Raw genomic sequence first — 20,995 nt, forward strand, 5'->3', positions numbered from 1 at the left:
TCAGTCGTTGTCCGTCATTGTTGCGCGTGACGGGGCGCTCAGGGAAGTCTCGCGTGCTTTTCGCAAACCGGCCCGCAAGCGGCCTGCGCTAGACGAAAAAGAGCCAGGTGGCCGCGAGAAACACCGGCGCGAGCAGCACGCCCGACCAGCCAAGATAGCCGAAGAAGCCGGGCATGCGCACGCCGCGCGACTGCGCGATCGCCTTCACCATGAAGTTCGGTGCGTTGCCGATATAGGTGAGCGCGCCCATCCACACCGCGCCCGCCGAGATCGCGGCGAGCGTTTTCGCGCCGCCGGACATGAGCGCGTTGGCGTCGCCGCCCGCGAGATTGAAGAACACGAGATAGGTGGGCGCGTTGTCGAGGAACGACGACAAGAGACCCGTCGCCCAGAAGTACATCGCTTCGTTGGGGCGGCCCGGTGCGTCGTTCACGAACCGGATCAGCGCGGCGAACGCGCCCGCCTCGCCCGCGCGCAGCATCGCGATGACCGGCGTGATCGTCACGAAAATGCCCGCGAAGAGCTTGGCCACCTCGACAATCGGCGCCCACTCGAAACCGTTGTCGGCGCGCGCCGCTTTCGACGTGAACGCGAGCGAAATGAGTGCGAGCGCAACGAGTCCTGCATCGCGCACGAGGTTCTGCAACTGCAGGTGCGCGCCCGCGACCTCGAAAACGATACCCGGACGCCACACGCCGCTCATCAGCACGAGTGCGACGAGTAGCGCGAGCAGCACGAAATTCGCCTTGCCGCCGATGGAGAGCGCATCCGTGTCCGGCGTCGGGTCGAGCGCAGCGGCGTGCACTTCCCCGGCGCGGCTGAAGTACCAGCTATCGAGCGCGTAGAACACCGCGAGCAGCACGCCGCACACGAACAGCATCGGCAACGCGAGATGCTGCGCAGTCCAGAAGAATCCCACGCCGTTGAGAAAGCCGAGGAACAGCGGCGGATCGCCAAGCGGCGTGAGCAGGCCGCCCGCGTTCGCGACGAGAAAGATGAAGAACACGACCACGTGCACGTTGTGCCGGCGGTTGTCGTTCGCGCGCAGAAGCGGGCGGATCAGCAGCATCGCCGCGCCGGTCGTGCCCATCACGCTCGCGAGCACGGTGCCGAGCGTGAGAATCGCCGTGTTCATGCGCGGCGATCCGCGCAGATTCCCGTACACGCAGATGCCGCCCGCTATCGTATAAAGCGCGCCGAGCAACACGATGAAGGGCAGATATTCGTCGACGACAGCGTGCACGAAAAGCGGATACGTCACGCCGACACCATGCGTGGCCGCGAACGGCAGCAGGAACGCGAGCGCCCAGGCCGCCGAAATCTTGCCGAAGTGGTGATGCCAGAACGTGGCCGCGAACATCGGGAAGAACGCGATCGAGAGCAGCATGCCGGCGAACGGCAGCGCCCAGGCGACGCTGAGCGATGCGCCGTCGAAAGCCGCCGCGTGTGCGTTCGCGCTGAAGAGCGTTAGAGCGGCAAAGAGCGTCCCCGCGCAAGCGCTCGCCGCGTTGCGCTTACGCGCCATGCACGACGATCACATGCACGCGATACGGCCCATGTGCGCCAAGAATGATGGTCTGCTCGATGTCGCCGGTGCGCGAAGGTCCCGAAACGAAGTTGACCGCGCGCGGCAGCTCTCCGCGTTCGGCGCGCATGAGCGCGAAGGCGTCTTCGTGGCCCGCGACGATGCGCGAAGCGGGCACGACGGCGATATGCGTTTCGGGCAGCAGCGCGCCAGAGGCCCACGTCTGGGGGCTGGAGAGCAGGACCAGTGTGCCGGTTTCGGCCGTGGCGCAAAAGCAGCCCGTGAGGCCGACGAGATCGCGATCTTCGGGCTTGCGGAATTGAACGACGAGACCCGCACCGGCCCAGTCGAACGATTCGAGCGTTTGCCACGCGACGGCCTGCATCGGCAGGCTGCGCTCGGCGAGATAACGTTGCGCGGCGGCGGGCACGTCGGCGAGCTGCTGGACTTCGTCGACGGTGCTCGACATCTTGCGCGCCTCGCCAACGAAGCGCGCAACGAGATCGCCTTCCAGCGGCGGGCGCGGACCCTCGGGATGAAGCGCGAGGTAGTCGGCCACGGCTTGCCGCTCGTGCGCCGCGGGCGTGGCCTCGCGTCCCTGCGCCGCGCGAATGCGCGCGAGTATGCTGCGGCGGGCGGCCGTCGTGTCCATGAACGTCCTCGTCAGATGAAGAAAGGCGACGCGCCGATTATACCGGGGCGTCGCCTGCGATCTGCGGATCAACCGTGCGCGTTTTTCAGACGCCTAGTTGCCCCCGCACTCTTCCTCCACGGGCTGCTCGATGCCGAACACCTGGCGCAGATAGGCGAGATACGCCTTGTCGTCGCACATGTTCTTGCCGGGCGAATCGGAGAGCTTGGCGACGGGCTGGCCGTTGCAGCGGACCATCTTGATGACGATCTGCAGCGGCTGATAGCCCAGGTCGTTCGTGAGGTTCGTGCCCACGCCGAACGCGAGGCGGCAGCGCTCGCCGAAACGCTCGTACAGGCGCAGCACCTTCGGAATGTCGAGCGCGTCCGAGAAGATCATCGTCTTCGTGCGCGGATCGCAGCGATTGTCCTCGTAGTGCTTGAGCAGGCGCTCGCCCCACTCGAACGGATCGCCCGAGTCGTGCCGCGCGCCGTCGAAGAGCTTGCAGAAGTACATGTCGAAGTCGCGCAGAAAGGCCTGCATGCCGTAGACGTCCGAGAGCGCAATGCCCAGGTCGCCGCGGTATTCCTTCGCCCACATCTCGAAGCCGAAGATTTGCGAGTCACGCAGACGCGGCCCGAGCGCCTGGCACGCCTGCAGGTACTCATGCGCCATCGTGCCGAGCGGCGTGAGGTTGTGCTTCATCGCGTAGTAGACGTTGCTCGTGCCCGTGAACTGCTCGCCGAGATCGTCCTTGAGCGTGAGGATCACCTCCTCGTGCCAGCGCTTCGAGAAGCGGCGGCGCGTGCCGTAGTCGGCGATCTTGCAGTCGGCGAATTCGGGCTTCGCGCCGAGCAGTTCGATCTTGTGGCGCAGACGCTCGCGCCCCTCCTCGTACTGCGGATGATGCTGCGTGTTGCGGAAGTACACCTCGTTGACGATCGCGAGCACCGGGATCTCGAAGAGGATCGTGTGCAGCCACGGCCCCTTGATCGCGATGTCGATCTCGCCATTGGCCTTGGGCGACGGCGTGACCGAGATGTACTTTTCGTTGAGGTGAAAGAGCGCGAGAAAGTCGATGAAGTCGCTCTTGATGAAGCGCATCTTGCGCAGGTATTCGAGCTCGGTCTCGGCGAAGCGCAGCCTGCACAGCTTCTGGATCTCGCTGCGGATCTCGTCGACGTAGGGCACGAGATCGACGTTCGGCGTGCGGCAGCGGAAACGGTATTCCACATTGGCCGCGGGGAAATGATGCAGCACCACCTGCATCATGGTGAATTTGTAGAGATCGGTATCGAGCAGCGAAGTAATGATCATGATGGGCCAGCCGGACTGCAATCGGATAGCGCCCGCGAAGCGGGAACCGGACACGCTGCCGGGCAGATGCCCACAGCGGCTCCGGGCGGCAGGCGCCAGCGGTGCGCCCATGTTACCCGAATGCCTGCGCGCGCCGTGTGCCCGCCGGCACGTCCCCTCGCGCGCAATGGGTAAAACGTTGCGGATCACCCTATCTTATAAACTAATCACGAAACGATCTAAGGACCGTTGCGGGCCTGTGGTTGGGGTAATTCCTCATCAGTTACAATAGCGCTTTTGGCGAAGCGCCAACCCCCCGATACAAAAAGCTTGCAGGAGCTGCCTGAATGACTCACGTTGTGACCGAAAGCTGCATCAAGTGCCGCTATACCGACTGCGTCGATGTGTGCCCGGTGGACTGCTTTCGCGAAGGTCCCAACTTCCTCGCGATCGACCCGGACGAGTGCATCGACTGCGCCGTGTGCGTTGCCGAGTGCCCGGTGAACGCCATCTACGCCGAGGAAGACGTGCCTGGCGACCAGCAATCGTTCATCGAGCTGAACGCCGACCTCGCGAAGGGCTGGCCGAGCATCACCAAGACCAAGGCCCCGCTGCCGGAAGCCGACGAATTCAAGGACGTGAAGGACAAGCTCGCGCTGCTTGCACGCTAATCGCAGGCTGATCGCTTGTTCGGGGTGTCTTCCCCGTCGCATGCGTGGACAGTCCCTTGCAGCGGATTGTCCTTAAAGTGATAGCGACAGGGTATTGACAGGCCAAGCCAGACCCCATAGAATCTCGTTCTCTGCTTTTGTTGATCCCCGATAGCTCAGTCGGTAGAGCGCCGGACTGTTAATCCGTAGGTCCCTGGTTCGAGCCCAGGTCGGGGAGCCAAGATTCGCAAAAGCCCGTTCGTGTTGATCACAACGGGCTTTTTCATGACGTAAAGCATTGTTGTAGTGGTACTGCTGTTCCCCGATAGCTCAGTCGGTAGAGCGCCGGACTGTTAATCCGTAGGTCCCTGGTTCGAGCCCAGGTCGGGGAGCCAAGATTCGAGGGGTTGCGTGTTTGCACGCAACCCCTTTTTCTTTTGGTGCGCGTATTCAACGCATTTCCCTCGCCCGGCGCACGCAGCATCGCTGCGTTTCACATCGCCCCGCCCTCCCCGATAATGTCGCTTCGTCATCTTCGGGAATCCGCATGAAATCCACCCGCCTTGCCGCTCGCTTCGCGCGCCCGCTCCTCGCCGGCGCAGGCCTTGTCGTCTTCGTCGCCGCCCACGCCGAGCAGATCGGCAGCGTGAACACCAACTTCCGCGTGACCGGCTCGGACAAGGTCGTTGTCGAGGCCTACGACGATCCGCAGGTGCCGGGCGTCACCTGCTACGTCTCGCGCGCACGCACAGGCGGCGTGAAGGGCACGCTCGGCATTGCGGAAGATCCGACCGAGGCATCGATCGCGTGCCGGCAGGTCGGGCCGATCTCGTTCGCAGGCCCGCTCAAACAGCAAGACGACGTCTTCAACGAGCGTATGTCGTTCCTCTTCAAGACGCTGCACGTCGTGCGCGTGGTCGACGCGAAGCGCAACGCGCTCGTGTACCTGACCTACAGCGACCGCGTGGTGAGCGGCAGCGCCAAGAACAGCGTGACGGCCGTGCCAGTGCCGGCGGGCACGAAGATTCCGCTGCGCTAAACTGGGGATCTGCACAGGATCTTCACCGTGACCGATTCCCGTTTTCGAGACTCCGCCCGCTACTGGCGCACGCCGCTTCTGCCCGGCGCGGATCTCGTCACGGCCGAATACAACGAACACACGTTCGCGCCCCACTGGCACGAGGCCTATACGATCCCCGTGATCGAGGGCGGCGCGGAATGTTTTCGCTATCGCGGCACGCAGCATGTCGCCGAAACCGGCAGCGTGCCGGTCATCAACCCCGGTGAGCTGCACACGGGCTCGCGCGCTGTCGAAGAAGGCTGGAGCTATCGGGTGATGTACGTGCCGATCGACTTTCTGCACGAACTCGCCGGCGAAATCGCCGGGCGCACGCAGCCGCTGCCGTGGTTCGACGCCGAGGTGATCCACGATCTCGATCTCGCGCACCGGCTTTCGCGCGCCCATCGGCTGCTGGAAGCCGACGCCGACTGGCGGCGCGCCGCGGCTGCGCCGGAATCCAGCGCAAGCGCCGTTTTGGCCGGCGGGGCGCCACCTTCGGTGCCCCGCTCCGACCTCCTCGCCGTGGAAGGCTCGCTACTCGACGCGCTCTCGACGCTGCTCACGCGCTACGGCCGCACCCGCGAGGCGGCGCTCAAGCACGGCCCGAACGATCCTCGCGTGGAAACGATGAAGGCGCTCCTCGCCGCGGATCTCGCCACGCCGCTGCGCGTGGCCGATCTCGCCCAGGCAGTCGGCCTCTCGCCATTTCACGCCACACGGCTCTTTACGCAGGCGACCGGGCTGCCGCCGCACGCCTGGCGCACGCAGCTGCGCCTGCAACGCGCGCTCGCCCCGCTGCGCGAAGGCGCCACGGTCGCCGATGTCGCCGCGGCGAGCGGTTTCAGCGACCAGAGCCATTTCACGCGGCACTTTCGGCGCATGTTCGGCGTGCCGCCCGGCCGCTGGCAGTCGTCCTGAACGCGCCAACCCGCATCCCGCCGCAAGAACGTACAAGCCACGCGTAAGGCGGCCCGCTATGCTGTCCCCATGTATCAGGAGGACAGTTTGACCACGCATCCCAACCGCCTTGCCGAATTCATTGCCGGCGCGCGCGACATGATCCCCATGATGATCGGCGCCGCGCCCTTCGGCGTGATCTTCGGCACGCTCGTCACCTCGGGCCCGCTTTCGCTCTGGCACGGCCAGTTCATGTCGCTCGCCGTGTTCGCCGGCTCCGCGCAGTTCATCGCGCTCGGGCTGATCGCTTCGCACGCGAGCTTCGCGGTGATTCTCGCCACCACGTTCATCGTGAACCTGCGGCACGTGCTCTATAGCGCGACGCTCGCGCCTTATGTCTCGCACCTGCCGCTGCGCTGGCGCCTCGTGCTCGGCGGCCTGCTCACCGACGAGGTCTTCGCCGTCGCGTGGGCGCATTTCCGCCGCCATCCGCCCGGCGATGACGTCTCGCCGTGGCATTTCTTTGGCTCGGGCGTTTCGATGTACCTGAACTGGCAACTCTGGACCGCAGCCGGCCTGCTGTTCGGCGCGGCGTTCCCGGGTCTGCAGTCGCTCGGCCTCGACTTCGCGATGGTCGCGACCTTCATCGCCATCGTCGTGCCGCAACTCGTCGCCCTGCGCTACCTCGCCGCCGCCGCGACGGCGGGCGCGCTCGCCTTTTTCTGGCAGGGCTGGCCGTACAAGCTCGGGCTGCTCGGCGCCGTGCTCGCCGGTGTAGTCGTGGGTGTCGTGCTCTCGCGCCCAGGCTCCTCGCGCGGCGCCCGCGCCGGCAGCGAGTCCACCCGCAAGTCCCCCAACGTCCAACGCACCGCAGGAGCCGGGCAATGAACTACGTCGTCCTGATTCTCGGCATGGCCGTCATCACCCTGGTCATTCGCACCGCGGTGTTCGTGCTCGGCGACCGGCTGGTGTTCCCGCCGCTGGTGCGCACCGCGCTCGGCTTCGTGCCCGTCACCGTGCTCACGGCCATCATCGTGCCGATGGCGGTGTCGCCCCACGGACAAGGCGCCGAGCTGACCTGGCGCAACCCGCAGCTCGTCGGCGCGCTCGCGGCCATCGTAGTCAGCGCGCTCACGAAGCGCCCGCTCCTCACCATCGCGATCGGACTCGGCGTGTTCTTCCTCTGGCAGGGCGTCGTCCTGCGCTAGAGGCTAGCGTCGCCCCTTACGCTCAAGTTTCACCCCGGAGCGCCGTTAAACCCGTCAGGGCCTGCTCTGGCGGGCCACTGCTCGAACGGCGAGAGCACGCGAAAAGCGACAAGGATTACACCGGGGCAACCACAATGGGGCATATCACCCTTAACCTGAAGGACGAAACGCTTGCGTCGCTGCGCAAGGATTTCGACGCGTTCCTGCGCGTCTCGCTCAAACTCGACCCGCAATTCGCCACGCCGGAATTCGAGGATTACCTGCGCGCGAAGCTGCTCGACAACATGACGCCGCTCACGGAGCACGCTGTCCAGCGGCTCCTGCAGGGCGGCCAGTACGCGTGGGCCAAGCGCACGCTCGACAAGGAATTCCCCGAGGTCGTCTCGATCCTGATGCGTCAGGCGGGCGAATTCGGTTTCGGCTTCGCGTCGCGGCCCGAGTGGACGCCCGACGAACTCTCGAAGCAGTGCCGCGACTGGGCGGCGGCCATCGTGAGCGAAGCCCAGGGCGACGACTCGCTGGTCGATCCGCTGGCGGCGCAGATCAAGTCGGGTGTGCAGGACATCCAGGCGCTCGAAGAGTCGATGCAAACGCCCGCGTGGCGGCTCACCGAGTCGCTGCGTCAGCGCGTGTACGAGGCGAAGATCGGCTGTGAACAGGCGAGCGGCAGCGCCGCGCGCGAGCGTCTGGGCGAGCTGCGCGGGCTGCTGAGGCTTGGCGTCACGCATGGCGTGTTCCAGAAGCAGGAAGCGCAACAGATCATGGAGTATCTGCGCCTGCTCAAGCCCGAGATTTTCGTCGAGGAGCCCGACGACGTGTTCACGCGCCTCGCCGCGTGGATGCGCAACTTCTTCATGCCGCCGCAGCGCAGCACTGCACGCGAGCAGAGGCGCTAAGCGCGGGCGCGCCGCCTGAAAACGGCGCGCGCCAGGCTCGCCTCCCCTAATCCCACATCTTCCTGAGCTTCGCGGCGATCTCGACCTTCGCCTGCGCGGCAGCGGCGAGTCCCGCCGCGCTCGGCGCGCTCGCCACGGGCGCGGGCGGCCACGCGCGCGATTCGAACAGCGGCAGCATGGGCGTGGCGATGAAGCGCGTGCGCGAGGCCCACACGTGCCGGTCGCCCGACGCCACCTGGTTGTGCACGTAAAAGCGCTGCGGCACGACGATGTGCAGATCTTCCTTCGCGCGCGTCATCGCGACATAGAGCAGCCGCCGCTCCTCCTCCAGCTCCTCATCGCTGCCCGCGCCGAGATCGGACGGAATGCAGCCGTCCACGCCGTTGAGCACGAACACGTTGCGCCACTCCTGACCCTTCGCCGAATGGATCGTCGAGAGGATCAGATAGTCCTCGTCGAGCAGCGGATCGGCGGATTCGGCACTCGTCGCGTCGGGAGGATCGAGCGTCAGTTCGGTGAGAAAGCGCTCGCGCGACGCATAGGTGCTCGCAATGCTCTCCATCTGCAGCAAGTCGGCGAGACGCACCTGGGCGTCTTCGTGATTGCGCTCGAGATGCGGCTCGTACCAGCGTCGCACACGCTCGAATTCGGCGGGCCACGGCGTCGAGCGCATCGAGAGGCTGTCGATGAGCGACGCAAACGCGGGCCAATCCTCGGCCGCGCGCGGCGGCGGCGCGAAAGCCGCGAGCGCCTCGGCGGCGCGATACGCGCCCGTGCACGCGGCCACCTGGTCGAGCAGGCGCGCGGCGTTGGCGGGACCGACGCCCGGCAGCAACTGCGTCACGCGAAACCCGGCCACGCGGTCGAGCGGATTTTCGGCCCAGCGCAGCACCGCCAGCACGTCTTTCACGTGTGCGGCGTCGAGAAAACGCAGTCCGCCGAACTTCACGAACGGGATATTGCGCCGCGCCAGCTCGATTTCGAGCATCGCGCTGTGGTGCGCCGCGCGAAACAGCACGGCCTGCTGCTTGAGTTTCATACCCGCTTCACGCGCCTCGAGAATCTGCTCGACGACGTAGCGCGCCTGGGTTGCCTCGTCGGCCACCGTGACGAGGCGCGGGCGCTGCTGCGAGGGGCGATCGGTCCACAGGTTCTTGGTGAAGCGCTCGGCGGCGGCGTCGATCACCGCGTTCGAGGCCGCGAGGATCGGCGCCGTCGAACGGTAATTGCGCTCGAGCGTCACCTGACGCGCGGGCGGGTCGAACTGCGCCGGGAAGTCGAGGATATTGCGCACGGTCGCGCCGCGAAACGAATAGATCGCCTGGGCGTCGTCACCGACCACGGTGAGGCCGCGGCCATCGGGCTTGAGCGCGAGCAGGATCGAGGCCTGCAGGCGGTTGGTGTCCTGATATTCGTCGACGAGGATGTGGTCGAAGCGGCCCGCGAGATCGGCGGCAATGGCCGGCTCCGCGGCCATGTGTGCCCAGTAGAGCAGCAGGTCGTCGTAGTCGAGGACGTTCTGCTTCTGCTTGGCGTCCACGTACGACGCGAACAGCGCGCGCAGCTGCGGCTCCCACTCGAGGCACCACGAGAACGAACGGTTGAGCACGTTGGCGAGCGAATCGCCCGTGTTGACCGCGCGCGAATAAATTGCGAGGCAAGTCGATTTCGAGGGGAAGCGCTTTTCCTTGGCCGAGAGACCCAGTTCGTGGCGCACCAGATTCATGAGATCCGCGGAATCCTCGCGGTCGTTGATCGTGAACGCGGGCGACAGGCCGATGTGATCCGCGTACTCGCGCAACAACCGTGCGCCGACGCCATGAAAGGTGCCCGCCCACGTGAGCCCTTGCGCGAGCACAGCGGCCGCGCCTGGCGCGCTTGCGGCGATACGCGCCACGCGCCGCGTCATTTCCTGCGCGGCGCGCCGCGAGAACGTGAGCAGCAGAATGCGGTGCGGGTCGGCGCCGCCCGCGATCAGATGCGCGACGCGGTGAGCGAGCGTGTTCGTCTTGCCCGACCCGGCGCCCGCGATCACGAGCAGCGGGCCCGGCAGCGCCGAACCCGGCGCATAGCCGGCTTCGCCGCCGTGCTCGACGGCCTCGCGCTGCGCGTCGTTGAGTTTTGCGAGCCACTCGGAAACGGCAGTGGCCGCTGCGGCACGCGCCGGGCTGGCATCGGAGACGGAGGAGTCGGCAACGGAAACGGTGGACACGGCGGGCGCTGGGACGATGAACGTGGCGAATCGGGAAGGAGCGACGCACACTGTATATCCATACACCATGCGTCCGCAAGCGCCTGATTCCATGGCGATCTGGCGGGATTTAACGACAACGCCACGGCGCGTTTCGCCGCCGCCGACACCCGGGAGCCGCCAAACAAAACGGCGGCGCCCGCTACCGGACGCCGCCGCTCACAAGCCTTGGCACAAGGCCGGCGCCCCCAAAGGCGCGGGCGCCGTTCGGCATCAGCCGATCGTTACTGCGACTGGCCGCCCTGCTGCTGGGCCGACATGCCGTTCATCTGGTCCTTCATTTCCGAGTCGTTGGCCTGACGATCGGCCTTGTGGTTGATCTTCGCGTCCTTCACCTGCGCCTTGTACTGCGACTTCGCCTGCTTCTTCGCGTCGCCGTACTCGGCGTTCGCCGACTTCTTCGCGCTGCGGTATTCGGCATTCGCCGCGGCGTTCGCATTGCGCTTTTGCACCAGCGGATCGGCGGACTGCGGTGCGGTCAAGGCCTGCGGCGCGGGCGCGGGTTGCGCGATCCCTGCGGCCGCCGGGGCCTGGCTCGGCGCCTGACCGGTCATCTGGCCTGGGGCCGCGCCCGGCGCCATGGCCGGTGCACCGGAAGGCGCCATCGTTGGGGCTTCGCCGGCCTGTGTCGCGCCCTGGGTCGCGTTTTGGGCATACGCGCCCTGCGCAAAAACGGCGGCAGTGGTCACGGCGGCAAAAGCGGCGGTAGCAGTAAGCAGCTTGGCGATCTGGGTCATGGCGTATCCTCTTTGCAGTGGTTCCGAAGGCGCTTTTGCGGTGGGCAAGCCCGCCACAATCGCGCCCCGGCTCGATGGAACCGCACAAGAAAAACTTGAGCGGCGCTGTCGATCCGGGTGAAACCATTTTGGTATGAAGATCGCCGTGGGGTCCCGCGACGTTACTCAACGTTTCATTTACTGACGAATTCATAACATCTGGCCCCTGGATGTGACGAATTCGATACAGACGCTGTGGCAGGCCGCCATCGCTTATGATGCTCACCCTTCGCGCGCTTGCCGCACGCCTTTCGAATTTGAACCCGCCATGCCCAACCTCGATTTCACGCTGACCGGCGACTACGTCGAACTGCACAACCTCCTGAAGATCACCGGACTCGCCGACAGCGGCGGCTCGGCCAAGCAGATCGTCGCCTCGGGCGCCGTGAAGGTGGACGGCGAAGTCGAGCTGCGCAAGACGTGCAAGATCCGCGCGGGCCAGGCCGTGCTGCTCGGCGACACGCGCATCGCCATCAAGGCGAGCGAGTAAACCCCGCCGGAACTTGCCCGCAGGCGCCGGCCATGCACCAGATTTGAGCATCTGGATCGACAAGGTCGCTGTCTCGCAATAAGCTTTCAGTTTTGACAGACGAACCCTGCCGCGCGGCGCGCTTTTCTCGCGCCGCTTGTTTTTCATGACTCGAACCACGCTATCCCGCCGCGCCGTTTCCGCGCCGCCCACGCTGCGCCGCCATGCCGCCGACACCGCCCGCCTCGCCGGGCCGCTTGCGATCGCCCAACTCTCGCAGATGGCGATGAGCGTGACCGATACGGTGCTGCTCGGCTCGCTCGGCGCCGACGCGCTCGCCGCGGGCGGACTTGGCGCGAACATGTTCTTCGTGGTGGTCACCGTGCTGCAAGGCGTGCTGACCTCCGTGAGCGTGAGCGTCGCCCAGGCGCGCGGCGCCGACAACGAAAGCCACGTGCCGCACATCTACTGGACCGGTTTCGCGCTATCCCTGCTGCTCTCGGTGCCGGCGTTCGCGCTGCTCTCGTTCGCCGAGCCGATCCTGCGCGCCCTCGGGGAGCCGACGCTGCTCGCACATCACATCGGCGAATACACGGCCGTGCTGCGCTGGGGCGCGCCCGCCAGCCTCATCGGCGTGGGGCTCATGCGCTCGTTCCTGCCCGCCATCGGCGCGGCGCGGCGCCTCCTGTGGGTGTCGATTGCGTGCGTGTTCATCAACGGCTTTCTCAACTTCGGCCTGATCCACGGTGCGTGGGGCCTGCCGCGCCTCGGCTTTCTCGGCTCGGCGGTGGCGACGACCATCACCGTATGGCTCACCGCGTTCGTGCTGATGGCGCTGCTGCACCTGCGGCCTTCGCACCAGCGCTTCGTCGTCGCGCGCCGGCCTACGGCACCGCTGATGGGCGAACTCTTCACGATCGGCTGGCCGGTTGCGATCACCTACGCGGTCGAAGCGACGCTCTTTCTCGCCACCGGCCTGCTCGCAGGCCTGCTCGGGGAGACGCCGCTCGCGGCGCACCAGATCGCCCTGAACGTGGCCTCCGTCACGTTCATGGTGCCGCTCGCGATCGGCCAGGCGGCCAACGTGCGCGTGGGTTACTGGTCCGGAGCGGGTGTGCCGAGCGCGGCGCGCCATGCGGGCTTTGTCGCGCTCGGGCTCGGCGTCGGCTTCATGTCGCTCTCGGCGCTCGTGATGGTGCTTGCGCCGCACTGGATCGTCGGGCTCTACCTGCATCTCGACGACCCGGCCAATGCGCACACGGTGTCGCTCGCCGCCACGCTGCTCGGCGTCGCGGCCATCTTCCAGATCGTCGACGGCGCGCAGACCGTGGGTTCGGGCTGCCTGCGCGGCCTGAAGGACACGCGCGTGCCGATGCTCGCGGCTACCCTCGGCTACTGGGGCATCGGCTTTCCGCTCGGCTACGCGCTCGCGTTCCACTTCGGCATGGGCGCGCTCGGGCTCTGGTGGGGGCTCGCGGCCGGGCTCACCACCGTCGCCGTGCTCATGACATGGCGCTTTCACCGGATGAGCCGACGCTCGCAGGCTCGCGCCGCCACAGCGAGCCATGCGGGGTGAAGCGCGGGTTGACGCGCGAGTTGAAGCGTTTACTTAACCGGCCGGGCCGCACCGGCTCGACCGGTTAAAATACGCGCCTGGCGCCGCAAGCGGCGTCCGTCCCACGAGGGCAAGAACAGTGCGCTGCACGGGACTGGAGACAACCGCGCCCCGCAAGCGCCGCCGGCCACCCCGGCACCGCTGGCCGCGCGAAGACACATAACGAACCCACTCACGGACCACACCCTCATGCTTGCCCCGATTACCCGACTCTTCCCGCTCTGGGCCGTCCTCGTTTCCTTGCTGGCCTACTTCGATCCGGGCCTCGTCGCGCCGATCGCGCCGCACGTCACGACGCTCCTGATGATCATCATGCTGGCGATGGGCGTCACGCTCTCGTTCGCCGACTTCCAGCGCGTCTTCACGCGGCCCGCGCCGGTCGCGGCAGGCATCTTCCTGCACTACCTCGTCATGCCGCTCGCCGCCTGGGCGATCGCCAAAGTGCTGCACATGCCGCCCGATCTCACCGCGGGCATGGTGCTCGTGGGCAGCGTGGCGAGCGGCACGGCATCGAATGTGATGATCTATCTCGCGCGCGGCGACGTCGCGCTGTCGGTGACGATCAGCGCGCTGTCCACCCTCGTCGGCGTCTTCGCGACGCCGCTCCTGACGCGCCTTTACGTCGATGCCTCGATCGTCGTCGACGTGCGCGGCATGCTCATGAGCATCCTGCAGATCGTCGGCCTGCCGATCGCCATCGGCCTCGTCGTGAACCGCCTTGCGGGCTCGCTCGTGCGCCGCGTCGAGCCCGCGCTGCCGCTCGTCTCCATGGTGTCGATCCTCGCGATCATCGCCGCCGTCGTGGGCGGCACGCATGCGAGCATCGCCACGGTCGGTCCGCTCGTCGCGCTCGGTGTGGTGCTGCACAACGGCATCGGTCTGCTCGGCGGCTACTGGGGCGGCCGCCTGCTCGGCTTCGACGAATCGGTGTGCCGCACGCTGGCCATTGAAGTCGGCATGCAGAACTCGGGCCTCGCCGCGACGCTCGGCAAGCTCTACTTCTCGCCGCTCGCCGCCCTGCCCGGCGCGCTCTTCTCTGTGTGGCACAACCTCTCAGGCTCGGTGCTCGCCGGCTACTGGGCAGGCAAGCCGGCGCGCGGCAGCACGCGCGAAGCGCAAGGCGCCGCGAACGCGTCGACCGAGCGCGTTTGATCAACTGCAGACGTTTCCGGCCGCGCGCAATCGTCAGTTGCTTGCGGCCCGGAAATTGCAAACGCAGTTGTGTCCGCCGCCGTAAGCCCGGCAGGCCGCTTCCCGTAGAATCCTCGCGAAGCCGTGCAATGAAAACGAACCATCATGCGGCGCGCCGCCATGGAGAATCCGTTTGCCCGCGCATCCCGCCCCGTCCGAAGCCGTTACGCAACGCGTGACCTCGCGTTGCGCCCCGCTCCAGGCCCCACGGCGAGCCTTCTTCGCGCTCGTTTGCCTCGCACTCGTCGCCGGTTGCGCGACACGGCCGCCCGCCACCGACTACCCGCGCGAGACGAGCGCAGCACTGCCGGCCCAGCAAGCCAGTGCCACGCCGCTAGGCACCGCGCTCGCTGCACCCGTTGCCGCTCATCCGGACGAATCGGGCTTTCGCCTGCTCGCCACCGGCACCGACTCGCTGCAGATGCGCGTCGCGCTCGCGCGCGCGGCGACGAAGACGCTCGACATGCAGTACTACATCGCCAACGAGGACACCACCGGCAAGCTGCTGCTCGGCTCGGCGCTCTATGCGGCCGATCGAGGCGTACGCGTGCGCATGCTGGTCGACGACCTGAATTTTCACGACATCGACCGCCTGATGGCCGCGCTCAACAGCCATCCGAACATCCAGATCCGCGTGTTCAATCCGTACGGCAGCACGAGCGAATCGATGTACCTGCGCACGCGCAACTTCTTCACGAACGTCGACCAGTTCACGCGCCGTATGCACAACAAGGCGACGATCGTCGATAACGAAATGGCGATCGTCGGCGGCCGCAATCTCGGCGACGAGTACTTCAACGCAAGCCCGACGATCGACTTCCGCGACCTCGATGTGCTGACGGCGGGCCCGGTCGCGCAAAGCGTCTCGGCAAGCTTCGACGAGTACTGGAACAGCTCGATCTCGTACCCCTTGCGCGTGCTCAATCATCAGAAGTTCGACGCACACGATCTGGACACTGCGCGCGACGACCTGCGCAAGCACTGGCGCGAGAGCGCCGAGCCCTACAATGCCAAGCCGCTCAACGCCACGCCGCTCGCGCAGCAGATCGCGGGCAACACGCTCGGGCTCGTCTGGGCAAAATGGGCGTTCGTGGCCGACTCGCCCGGCAAGATCGCGGGCAGCGAAAAAGGCGAGCTGGGCGACGCCATGCGCTCACTGCTCGATCGCATCCATCAGGCGCACAGCAGCGTGCTGGTGTTCTCGCCGTACTTCGTGCCGCACGACACGGGCGTGCAGACCATCCGCGCGCTCACCTCGCACGGCGTGCGCGTGGCGATCCTCACCAATTCGCTGGCCGCCACCGACGCCGTGGCGGTGCAGGCCGGCTACAGCCCCTACCGCGTACCGCTGCTCGAGGCCGGCACCGAGCTTTACGAGTTCAAGCCGCAGCAGGGCGAGCACACCGACGAGCGGCGCTTCGGCGTGGTCGGTTCGCGCTCGCGCGCGAGCCTGCACGCCAAGGCCTACGTGATCGACGACAGCACGCTCGTGATCGGCTCGCTCAATCTCGATCCGCGCTCTGCGCGCCTGAACACCGAGCTTGCGCTCACCATCGAGAGTCCGCCGATCGCGCATGAAGTCGCCGACCTGTTCAAGCGTGCGACCTCGCCGCAGGTGAGCTACCACGTCACGCTCGCGACGCCCGCGCAACTGGCGCTGCTCAAAGGCACGACGGTCACCTCGCGGCTCGTCTGGACCGACGAGGAGAACGGCATGATCCGCACCTACAACCTCGACCCTGGTGCGGGTTTCTACAGAAATGTCCTAACCGGGCTATTCTTGCTGTTGCCGGTCGATAGCCAACTGTGAAGCGGCTTTGAGCGCACGCCGCTATCGGGCGAGCAAAACGTAGAACGCTTAACTTACGTCGCACCGTCCGCCGACGAGCCAGCCGCGAAGCCGCTTGCGTCACATCTGTCACGCGAGAAGCGCAGCGCCGCCGCAGCCCAGCCACCACGCGGATCCGAACCCGTCACGAAAGCGGCGCCCTCCCACGCAGCGCAAGCCGCGCGAGCAGAAGGCACCGCCTCAATCACCGGAGTATCAAATGACCGCAAGCAACGAAAACGTCCGCATGGAGCGCGACACGTTCGGCGAGATCGCCGTGCCCGCCCAGCAGCTTTGGGGCGCGCAAACGCAGCGATCGCTGCAGAACTTCCGCATCTCCACCGAAAAGCAGTCGCCGGAATTGATCACCGCGCTCGCGACGATCAAGCGCGCCGCAGCCGAAGTGAATCTCTCGCTAGGCGTGCTCGACGAGACCAAGGCGCACGCGATCATGCAGGCTGCCGACGAGATCATCGCGGGCAAGCATCCGGGCGAATTCCCGCTCGCGGTGTGGCAGACGGGCTCCGGCACGCAGACCAACATGAACCTCAACGAGGTGATTGCGAACCGCGCGAGCGAAATTCTGGGCGGCGAGCGCGGCGAGGCGCGCAAGGTGCATCCGAACGACGACGTCAACCGCGGCCAGTCGTCCAATGACGTGTTCCCGACCGCGATGCACGTGGCTGCCGCCTACGGCATCGTCAAGCATCTGCTGCCGGCACTCAAGACGTTGCGCGATACGCTCGACGCGAAGGCAAAAGCCTTCGCAGACATCGTGAAGATCGGCCGCACGCACCTGCAGGACGCCACGCCGCTCACGCTCGGCCAGGAGTTCTCGGGCTATGTCGCGCAGCTCGATCACGGCATCAAGCACGTGGAATCCTCGTTGCCCCATCTCTACGAACTCGCGCAGGGCGGCACGGCCGTGGGTACGGGCCTGAACGCGCATCCGCAGTTCGCGCAGAAGGTGGCGGAAAGCATTGCGAAGCTGACGGGCGTCCCCTTCGTCACCGCGCCCAACAAGTTCGAGGTCATGGCAGCCGCCGACGCGCTCGTGTTCGCACACGGCGCGCTCAAGACGGTGGCTGCGAGCCTCATGAAGATCGCCAACGACATTCGCTGGCTCGCAAGCGGCCCGCGCTGCGGCCTGGGCGAATTGTCGATTCCGGAGAACGAACCGGGCAGCTCGATCATGCCGGGCAAAGTGAACCCTACGCAGTCCGAAGCAGTGACGATGCTCTGCTGCCAGGTGTTCGGCAACGACGTCGCCGTGAATATGGGCGGCGCGAGTGGCAACTTCGAGCTGAACGTGTTCCGCCCGATGATCGCGCACAACGTGCTGCAGTCCATCCGCATGCTCGCCGACGGCGCGCTCAGCTTCAACGATCATTGCGCGGTGGGGATCGAACCGAACCGCTCGCGCATCGACACGCTGCTCAACGAATCGCTCATGCTCGTGACGGCGCTCAATCCGCACATCGGCTACGACAAGGCCGCGCAGATCGCCAAGAAGGCGCACAAGGAAGGCACCACGCTCAAGGCCGCCGCGCTCGCGCTCGGACACGTGACCGAGCAGCAGTTCGACGAGTGGGTGAAGCCCGGTGAGATGGTGGGCAATACGAAGAAATAAGCTTTATTTGCACGGCTGAAATGCAAAACGGGCGGCGTGGTTCAGACCTTCGCCGCCCGTTTTTTCATGCTGGCGCAACAGCGTGCCTGCGTATCAAACCTGCTTAAACCTGGCCTTTCGCCACTTCCTCGGGCTTGAGTTCGACGATCGCGTCGAGTGCCTCCTTCACGTCGAGCGCGTACTTCGCGAGGCGCTTCTGCTCGTCCGTTTCCGGCACATACGTGGGCACGGGAATCGGATTGCCGTTTTCGTCGACGGCCACGAACACGATCAGGCAGTCGGTAGTGAGGCGCAGCTGGCCGCTCTTCGGGTCGCCGGCATGCACGGTGATGTGGATGTGCATCGACGTGCGGCCCGTGGCGACCACGCGCGCACGCAGTTCGACCATGTTGCCGACGAGAATCGGCCGGCGAAAGCGGATGTTGCCCACGCTCACCGTCACGCAATAGCGGCCGGACCAGACCGCGGCGCACGCATAAGCCGTCTCGTCGATCCACTTCATCAGCGCACCGCCGTGCACTTTGCCGCCGAAGTTCACCGAAGTCGGCTCGGCGAGGAACCGGAACGTCGTTTCCGAACGGTCCAGCGGCTGGGTAGGCGTCTTCATCTCGGCTTGGCTCATGGCGAAAAGCCGCATACGGCGGCTCGTATAGTGGGGTAAGGAGGCGTCGATTATACGAGCGCAACAAGACATACAGTCGCGGCCGCCTGCGAAACGCTATCAGCGATATTTTCAGCTCGCCGCGAATCGCGCCCGATAATCGAGCGGCAGCACGCCATAAGACCTTTCGAACGCGCGCCGCAAATTTTGCTCGGTGCCGAAACCGCAGTCGGCCGCAATGCGCTTGAGCGGCCGGCGCGACTGCACGAGCGCGTGCGCGGCGGCTTCCACGCGCATCGCCGCAACCGTGCGCGCCGGGGTGCGCCCCACCGCATCGACGTAGCGTCGCGCGAACGTGCGCGGGCTCATGCGCGCTTCCTCGGCCAGACGCTCGACGCTCAGCTCGCCGTGCAGATTGGCGGCCATCCAGCCGTGCAGCGCGTCGAATTCCGCGCCCGCGCTGGCCTGAGCCGCGAGCGCCTCGCTGAACTGCGACTGGCCGCCGGGCCGCTTCATGAACACGACGAGGCGGCGCGCCGCCTGCATCGCGACCGCATGGCCGCAGTCCTCCTCGATCAGCGCGAGCGCGAGATCGATGCCCGCCGTCACACCCGCCGACGTCCACACCACGCGGCCGTCGCGCTCGTCGCGGATGAAAATCGGCTCGGGATCGACTTCGACGCGGGGAAAGCGCCGCGCCAGCTGGGCTGCGTTGCGCCAATGCGTGGCCGCGCGGCGGCCGTCGAGCAGGCCCGCCGCGGCAAGATAGAACGCGCCCGTGCAGACCGAGGCGACGCGACGCGCGTACGGCGCGGCCGCCGCGATCCAGGCGACGAGTTCGGGTTGCAGCGCGGTGGTGGTGTCCGCAGTGTCGTAGATAGGGATGCCGGGCACGATCAGCGTGTCGATCGTGGCGGGGTCGAGCGTGTCGAGCCGCTCGGTCACGATGGGCATGCCCGCGAAGGTGGGCAGCACGCCGCCCGCAACCGAGGCGAGCGTCGTGCGGTAGGCGCAGGGCTCTGCGCCGCTGGTGCCGCTCGCGGCGCGCATCGCCAGTTCGGCACGCCAGAACGCCTCGACGGGACCGCAGGCGTCGAGCAGCACGAGCTCGGGCGCGACGGCGAACACGACATGGCGTGCAGCGGCGTGGGACGGCGGTTGAGACGGCATGGCGGCAAACTCGGTGCTGACGATATGTCCGCATCATCGCATGCGCGCGTTTGGCAGTCAGGTCAAAGTGACATCAAATACTGCCAGGCAATCGACACCGGGATGGCGCTCGGCCATTCACTTGTGGAACGTAACGCCCTCGTCGATCGTGCCGTACATCGTGATGCCGCTCGCACCGCTCGACGGCGGCGCGGAACCGCCTGCACAGGCGGCGCACAAGGCGGCGAGCGCGGCGGCGGCAAAAAGAGCGAAGAAGCGTTTCATAAAAGGCCAAGCCAATTGCGTGGGAATAAACGATTTTAGCGCGGCGCTCCTGAGCATCGCAGTACGCACCTCCGCAGGTAACGCTTTGGCCCCATCGGAGAGCCATCGAGTGGCTGCAATCGACACTTCAGCTTAGACTGAAACGTCGAATGCGCTATTTCGCTAAAGTAACGGTGTGGGCGACGTCAGCCGCCATCGCAAAACACGAAGGAGCCACCATGAACCTTCCCGCCACCGACGAATCGAGCCACTTCCCCGGCCTCGCACGCGTTGCCGCACTGCTCGCCGATCCGGGCCGCGCCGCCATGCTGTGGGCGCTGATGGACGGCAGCGCGCGGCCCGCAGGCGAACTCACCATGATCGCGGGGCTGTCGCCTTCGGCGGCGAGTGGCCACCTCGCGCGCCTGACCGACGGCGGGCTCCTCGCGCTCGACGTGCGCGGCCGCCACCGCTACTACCGGATCGCCAACCCCGAGATCGCTGCGGCGATCGAAGCGCTCATGAACGTCGCGCAGGTGTCCAACGCCGTCACCGCGCAGCGCCCGGCGCCCCGCCCCGCGCGCACGGTGCCGCTGGAGATGCGCCATGCGCGCACCTGCTACGACCACATGGCCGGCGAAGTGGCCGTGCAGGTCTTTGAGCGTCTCGTGGAAGGCGGCCTGCTGGTGCGTGACGGCGACACGCTCGAAGCCACGCCCGACGGCGCAGCGCGTCTCGCAGCCTGGGGCGTGGACGTGGCGGCGCTGCGCGCGCGGCGGCGGCGCTTCGCCTGCACCTGCCTCGACTGGAGCGAGCGCAGGCCGCACCTGGGCGGCGCACTCGGCGCGGCGCTGCTCGATTCGTGGACGCATGGCGGCTGGATCGAGCGCACGAGCCGCCCGCGCGTGCTGCGCATCACGCCCAAGGGACAGCGCGAGTTCGACGCGCTCGTAGGCGCTTGAAGCAGCGGGCGCATGCGCCGAATTGGCTGACAAATACCCGACAAAATCGCCGATTTCGTGCGTAAAAGTGCGCGTTTCGCCCGCGGTCACACGTTC

20 protein-coding genes and 2 tRNA genes are annotated in these 20,995 nt (G+C 66.5%); 14 read left to right on the forward strand and 8 right to left on the reverse strand.

Going from position 1 to position 20,995, the window contains the following annotated elements:
• Window positions 1–88: 88 nt before the first annotated feature.
• From E1N52_RS15535 to pncB, 3 genes are all read right to left on the reverse strand, one after another.
• Window positions 89–1,525: a sodium:proton antiporter gene (locus E1N52_RS15535; protein ID WP_133183634.1), complete on the reverse strand. Its 1,437-nt coding sequence runs from the start codon at window positions 1,523–1,525 to the stop codon at window positions 89–91.
• Complete coding sequence (locus E1N52_RS15540; protein WP_133183635.1) at window positions 1,515–2,177, reverse strand: LutC/YkgG family protein; 663 nt, start codon at window positions 2,175–2,177, stop codon at window positions 1,515–1,517. The genes E1N52_RS15535 and E1N52_RS15540 overlap by 11 nt, the downstream gene beginning before the upstream one ends.
• A 93-nt stretch (window positions 2,178–2,270) precedes the next feature.
• Window positions 2,271–3,473: a nicotinate phosphoribosyltransferase gene (gene pncB, locus E1N52_RS15545; protein WP_133183636.1), complete on the reverse strand. Its 1,203-nt coding sequence runs from the start codon at window positions 3,471–3,473 to the stop codon at window positions 2,271–2,273.
• Between the two features lie 326 nt (window positions 3,474–3,799).
• Between pncB and fdxA the strand changes: the two genes are divergently transcribed.
• The 8 genes from fdxA (at window position 3,800) to E1N52_RS15585 (ending at window position 8,163) form a co-directional block, all read left to right on the forward strand.
• Window positions 3,800–4,123: a ferredoxin FdxA gene (gene fdxA / locus E1N52_RS15550; RefSeq protein ID WP_028206706.1), complete on the forward strand. Its 324-nt coding sequence runs from the start codon at window positions 3,800–3,802 to the stop codon at window positions 4,121–4,123.
• Window positions 4,124–4,267: 144 nt separating this feature from the next.
• Window positions 4,268–4,343, forward strand: a tRNA-Asn gene (locus tag E1N52_RS15555).
• A 78-nt stretch (window positions 4,344–4,421) separates the two neighbouring features.
• A tRNA-Asn gene (locus E1N52_RS15560) sits at window positions 4,422–4,497 on the forward strand.
• Between the two features lie 152 nt (window positions 4,498–4,649).
• Complete coding sequence (locus E1N52_RS15565; protein ID WP_133183638.1) at window positions 4,650–5,141, forward strand: CreA family protein; 492 nt, start codon at window positions 4,650–4,652, stop codon at window positions 5,139–5,141.
• A 27-nt stretch (window positions 5,142–5,168) separates the two neighbouring features.
• A complete protein-coding gene (locus tag E1N52_RS15570; RefSeq protein WP_133183640.1) occupies window positions 5,169–6,080 on the forward strand; it encodes an AraC family transcriptional regulator in 912 nt (303 codons plus the stop codon).
• 69 nt (window positions 6,081–6,149) lie between these two features.
• A complete protein-coding gene (locus E1N52_RS15575) occupies window positions 6,150–6,947 on the forward strand; it encodes an AzlC family ABC transporter permease (protein WP_133183642.1) in 798 nt (265 codons plus the stop codon).
• Window positions 6,944–7,267 (forward strand): AzlD domain-containing protein, encoded by a 324-nt coding sequence (locus tag E1N52_RS15580; RefSeq protein WP_133183643.1) that lies wholly within the window; start codon window positions 6,944–6,946, stop codon window positions 7,265–7,267. Before E1N52_RS15575 ends, E1N52_RS15580 begins: the two co-directional genes overlap by 4 nt.
• A gap of 134 nt (window positions 7,268–7,401) precedes the next feature.
• Complete coding sequence (locus E1N52_RS15585; protein ID WP_133183644.1) at window positions 7,402–8,163, forward strand: DUF4088 family protein; 762 nt, start codon at window positions 7,402–7,404, stop codon at window positions 8,161–8,163.
• 46 nt (window positions 8,164–8,209) lie between these two features.
• Here E1N52_RS15585 and E1N52_RS15590 read toward each other — a convergent pair whose 3' ends face one another.
• Window positions 8,210–10,444, reverse strand: coding sequence for an ATP-dependent helicase (locus tag E1N52_RS15590; protein WP_133183727.1), 2,235 nt, complete (start codon window positions 10,442–10,444; stop codon window positions 8,210–8,212).
• A 194-nt stretch (window positions 10,445–10,638) separates the two neighbouring features.
• Complete coding sequence (locus tag E1N52_RS15595; RefSeq protein WP_133183646.1) at window positions 10,639–11,151, reverse strand: hypothetical protein; 513 nt, start codon at window positions 11,149–11,151, stop codon at window positions 10,639–10,641.
• A gap of 307 nt (window positions 11,152–11,458) precedes the next feature.
• Here E1N52_RS15595 and E1N52_RS15600 point away from each other — a divergent pair, with 307 nt between their 5' ends.
• From E1N52_RS15600 to fumC, 5 genes are all read left to right on the forward strand, one after another.
• Window positions 11,459–11,680 carry an RNA-binding S4 domain-containing protein gene (locus E1N52_RS15600; protein WP_028206712.1) on the forward strand — a complete coding sequence of 74 codons (222 nt, stop codon included), beginning with the start codon at window positions 11,459–11,461 and terminating at the stop codon, window positions 11,678–11,680.
• Between the two features lie 145 nt (window positions 11,681–11,825).
• Window positions 11,826–13,235 carry an MATE family efflux transporter gene (locus E1N52_RS15605; RefSeq protein ID WP_133183647.1) on the forward strand — a complete coding sequence of 470 codons (1,410 nt, stop codon included), beginning with the start codon at window positions 11,826–11,828 and terminating at the stop codon, window positions 13,233–13,235.
• 228 nt (window positions 13,236–13,463) lie between these two features.
• The gene (gene panS / locus E1N52_RS15610; RefSeq protein WP_133183648.1) at window positions 13,464–14,426 is read left to right on the forward strand and encodes a ketopantoate/pantoate/pantothenate transporter PanS; all 963 of its coding nucleotides are present in this window, start codon (window positions 13,464–13,466) and stop codon (window positions 14,424–14,426) included.
• 172 nt (window positions 14,427–14,598) lie between these two features.
• Complete coding sequence (locus tag E1N52_RS15615; RefSeq protein WP_133183650.1) at window positions 14,599–16,275, forward strand: phospholipase D family protein; 1,677 nt, start codon at window positions 14,599–14,601, stop codon at window positions 16,273–16,275.
• 238 nt (window positions 16,276–16,513) lie between these two features.
• Entirely contained in the window at window positions 16,514–17,923 is a 1,410-nt protein-coding gene (gene fumC, locus E1N52_RS15620; protein WP_133183651.1) for a class II fumarate hydratase, read from the forward strand.
• A gap of 103 nt (window positions 17,924–18,026) precedes the next feature.
• Here fumC and E1N52_RS15625 read toward each other — a convergent pair whose 3' ends face one another.
• The 3 genes from E1N52_RS15625 to E1N52_RS15635 all read right to left on the reverse strand — a co-directional run bounded on the left by E1N52_RS15625 (window position 18,027) and on the right by E1N52_RS15635 (window position 20,015).
• A complete protein-coding gene (locus E1N52_RS15625; protein ID WP_069262939.1) occupies window positions 18,027–18,530 on the reverse strand; it encodes an acyl-CoA thioesterase in 504 nt (167 codons plus the stop codon).
• Between the two features lie 126 nt (window positions 18,531–18,656).
• Entirely contained in the window at window positions 18,657–19,694 is a 1,038-nt protein-coding gene (locus tag E1N52_RS15630; protein WP_133183652.1) for a GlxA family transcriptional regulator, read from the reverse strand.
• 117 nt (window positions 19,695–19,811) lie between these two features.
• Window positions 19,812–20,015, reverse strand: a complete 204-nt coding sequence (locus tag E1N52_RS15635) for a hypothetical protein (RefSeq protein WP_133183654.1) — start codon at window positions 20,013–20,015, stop codon at window positions 19,812–19,814.
• 161 nt (window positions 20,016–20,176) lie between these two features.
• Between E1N52_RS15635 and E1N52_RS15640 the strand changes: the two genes are divergently transcribed.
• Window positions 20,177–20,899 carry an ArsR/SmtB family transcription factor gene (locus E1N52_RS15640; protein WP_133183655.1) on the forward strand — a complete coding sequence of 241 codons (723 nt, stop codon included), beginning with the start codon at window positions 20,177–20,179 and terminating at the stop codon, window positions 20,897–20,899.
• The last annotated feature ends 96 nt before the right edge of the window (window positions 20,900–20,995 follow it).

The organism is Paraburkholderia guartelaensis, from assembly GCF_004353905.1.
GTDB lineage: Bacteria > Pseudomonadota > Gammaproteobacteria > Burkholderiales > Burkholderiaceae > Paraburkholderia > Paraburkholderia guartelaensis.

Coding starts and splice junctions, on each gene's coding strand:
- fumC (WP_133183651.1), top strand. CDS start 16,514: ATGACCGCAAGCAACGAAAACGTCCGCATGGAGCGCGACACGTTCGGC.
- E1N52_RS15605 (WP_133183647.1), top strand. CDS start 11,826: ATGACTCGAACCACGCTATCCCGCCGCGCCGTTTCCGCGCCGCCCACG.
- E1N52_RS15630 (WP_133183652.1), bottom strand. CDS start 19,694: ATGCCGTCTCAACCGCCGTCCCACGCCGCTGCACGCCATGTCGTGTTC.
- E1N52_RS15585 (WP_133183644.1), top strand. CDS start 7,402: ATGGGGCATATCACCCTTAACCTGAAGGACGAAACGCTTGCGTCGCTG.
- E1N52_RS15580 (WP_133183643.1), top strand. CDS start 6,944: ATGAACTACGTCGTCCTGATTCTCGGCATGGCCGTCATCACCCTGGTC.
- fdxA (WP_028206706.1), top strand. CDS start 3,800: ATGACTCACGTTGTGACCGAAAGCTGCATCAAGTGCCGCTATACCGAC.
- E1N52_RS15575 (WP_133183642.1), top strand. CDS start 6,150: ATGTATCAGGAGGACAGTTTGACCACGCATCCCAACCGCCTTGCCGAA.
- pncB (WP_133183636.1), bottom strand. CDS start 3,473: ATGATCATTACTTCGCTGCTCGATACCGATCTCTACAAATTCACCATG.
- E1N52_RS15590 (WP_133183727.1), bottom strand. CDS start 10,444: ATGGTGTATGGATATACAGTGTGCGTCGCTCCTTCCCGATTCGCCACG.
- E1N52_RS15635 (WP_133183654.1), bottom strand. CDS start 20,015: ATGCTCAGGAGCGCCGCGCTAAAATCGTTTATTCCCACGCAATTGGCT.
- E1N52_RS15625 (WP_069262939.1), bottom strand. CDS start 18,530: ATGAAGACGCCTACCCAGCCGCTGGACCGTTCGGAAACGACGTTCCGG.
- E1N52_RS15595 (WP_133183646.1), bottom strand. CDS start 11,151: ATGACCCAGATCGCCAAGCTGCTTACTGCTACCGCCGCTTTTGCCGCC.
- E1N52_RS15640 (WP_133183655.1), top strand. CDS start 20,177: ATGAACCTTCCCGCCACCGACGAATCGAGCCACTTCCCCGGCCTCGCA.
- E1N52_RS15540 (WP_133183635.1), bottom strand. CDS start 2,177: ATGGACACGACGGCCGCCCGCCGCAGCATACTCGCGCGCATTCGCGCG.
- E1N52_RS15565 (WP_133183638.1), top strand. CDS start 4,650: ATGAAATCCACCCGCCTTGCCGCTCGCTTCGCGCGCCCGCTCCTCGCC.
- panS (WP_133183648.1), top strand. CDS start 13,464: ATGCTTGCCCCGATTACCCGACTCTTCCCGCTCTGGGCCGTCCTCGTT.
- E1N52_RS15600 (WP_028206712.1), top strand. CDS start 11,459: ATGCCCAACCTCGATTTCACGCTGACCGGCGACTACGTCGAACTGCAC.
- E1N52_RS15535 (WP_133183634.1), bottom strand. CDS start 1,525: ATGGCGCGTAAGCGCAACGCGGCGAGCGCTTGCGCGGGGACGCTCTTT.